1 protein-coding gene and 1 pseudogene are annotated in these 2,303 nt (G+C 36.4%); both read right to left on the bottom strand.

Features of this window, described 5'->3' with window-relative positions; genetic code table 11:
• Nucleotides 1–1,763 (bottom strand): annotated as a pseudogene (locus tag ACFWV9_RS16110) (hypothetical protein); the annotation flags it as partial.
• A 267-nt stretch (nt 1,764–2,030) separates the two neighbouring features.
• On the bottom strand, nt 2,031–2,303 hold a 273-nt coding region (locus ACFWV9_RS16105; RefSeq protein ID WP_411896258.1), incomplete at its 5' end, for a T9SS type A sorting domain-containing protein.

Below are 2,303 nucleotides of genomic sequence, written 5' to 3'. Positions count from 1 at the left end.
CACGACATCATGGTCAGCTCGCCCTCGCCGTCCAGAATACTGCCACCGTAAAGATAATCGTCAACGCCGTCGAAGTCGAGGGTAGATGTGTAAGCTGGATTTATATCGAATAAGTCTCTATAATCTAAATCGCCTCCAGAACTTTTATCCAAATCCATATCTGGTAAAATGGAAGAACTTGGGTTGTTGATCTCGTCGTTGACGTCCAATGGATCGTTTATGTTGCTGCCTTCAAAATTATCGTCCAATCCATCATTATCTGTATCTACTCCAGAAAGTACATTCGCCATACCGTTCTCCTCGATATCCAGTATGCCGTCATTGTCTGAGTCGTAGTCCAAATAATCATAAATTCTGTCATTGTCAGTATCAACAAGTTTATCTTGAAATGAATATGTATCGTCCAGTCCGTTAACATCTATATCCAATATTAAAGAACCCATACCACTTGGAGTTTTATAACCAAATGTTAATTGAGCCTCAATATTATCTGGTATGCCATCATTGTCTGAATCTAAATCTAGAAAATTATGTCCTGCTACACCATCTGTATTGATTGGTGCCGTACCCCTTCCAGCTGAAAAAGGAATTCCGAGTGTGGTAGGATCGCTTCCAACTTTTCCATAAGCCTTACCATCATTTGATTCTCCGAAAATACTTGGATTCGTATCTAATCCTCCTGATTCTAGAACATCGGAAATGCCATCATTATCACTATCTAAATCGAAATGATTTGGAATACCATCTGAATCAAAATCTAAATTTGCACAAACACCTGAAGAGTTCAAGGTGCAAAAATCTGAGTCTTGATAATTTGGAATACCATCTACATCGTGATCACCTGACGCATCCAGGCCATTTGATTCATCAATATCTTTTATACCGTCATTATCATCATCCAAATCATCAACATCACTAAAACCATCTTTGTCATTATCAGGTAAGGTCAAAATGAACATTTTTCCATCACCATTATCTAACGTAGATGCAGTTAAAGTTGCCTTTGTGATTAATGATCCCGTTGGTGCTATATCATCTAGGTAAAAAACGGCGATACCCAAAGTTCCGGCATTTCTTACTACTCGATCACTTAACCAATAATCAGAACCTACAGGAGGTGGATTTAAAGATCCTGGAGTCCCAATGTTTCCACTACTACCAGTTCCTCCAAATCCCCATTGGGTACCAGCATTATTAACGAATGTTTCACCTAGTGATTGCTCTAGTCCACCATCTTCAGGTATTCCAAAAAATTCTATATGATAACAATTATTGGCGTTCTGTTCTGTTACGGCAATTACTCCACTTGAACTTGCTACAATTCCGTCATCATAGGTCAAAGTAAAACGTTGGGAAGTCGTTGTTTCTTCAGCTGTATAGTTATCACAAATATTTTGACCATTTCCATTAGCTTCAAAGTAATAATTTAAATTTTTTGATTGGAATGCATCCAATGCTGTCGCATTCCATGTTGCACTTGCACTTGTAGTTTCTACATAAGATCCATTTTTAGAAATATTATTCGTGGGATGACCATTAGGCCCAAGTTGAGTTAATTCGTATCCTGTTGGTACACCAAATGAAAAATAAACATTTCCATTGACAGTGATACTTTCTATTGTAGCGGGTTGTGTGTAGGTAGTCTGATTATCATTCCATTGAAACGTAACACCAGATTGTATACTATTTGCATTTGTTTGTGAATAGGTTATACTATTTATAAGAACAAACAAAACACCAATAACAAGTATTTTTAACTTCATAATTAATTAAATAAGTAGATTCATAGGTAATCTTTAGACACAAAAACCACTCATGAGTCACATTTACTAACAAACTAAAAATGTTTTTAAATCAATGGATTTTCATGTTTTGAGGGAAGAAATACTTCTAAATACAAAAAAAGTATTATGCAATTCTACATTTTATTTAAATCAAAAGCAAGCTAAATTTGTACTTTTTAACGATAAACTGTATTTTTTAATCGTTTAAATGCAACATATCAAGATTAAAAACTTTATTATATCTGGTTAATTTATAACTATCTTTTTAGAAAATATTGCATTATTATCTGTAGTCAATTGAACAATATATATACCTGTTGTCAGTCCCTGCAGGTCGTACTCGTTGTAGGACCCTGGATAGGCGTTGCCGTTCTGGTACACCCTCTGGCCGAGTATGTTCGTAACGCTGATATGCGCTATGCCCACGCCGTTAGGATTCATCACCACGATCTTCTTCCTGCCCATCGCATAGTAGAGCCTAAGATCCTCTATGTCCTGGTCTATCTGAGATAGGGTCTG

It is taken from the genome of Winogradskyella sp. A2 (genome assembly GCF_046762865.1).
Taxonomy (GTDB): domain Bacteria; phylum Bacteroidota; class Bacteroidia; order Flavobacteriales; family Flavobacteriaceae; genus Winogradskyella.
The sequence above is the reverse complement of the archived record's forward strand: the minus strand, read 5'-3'. Positions and strand labels throughout refer to the sequence as shown.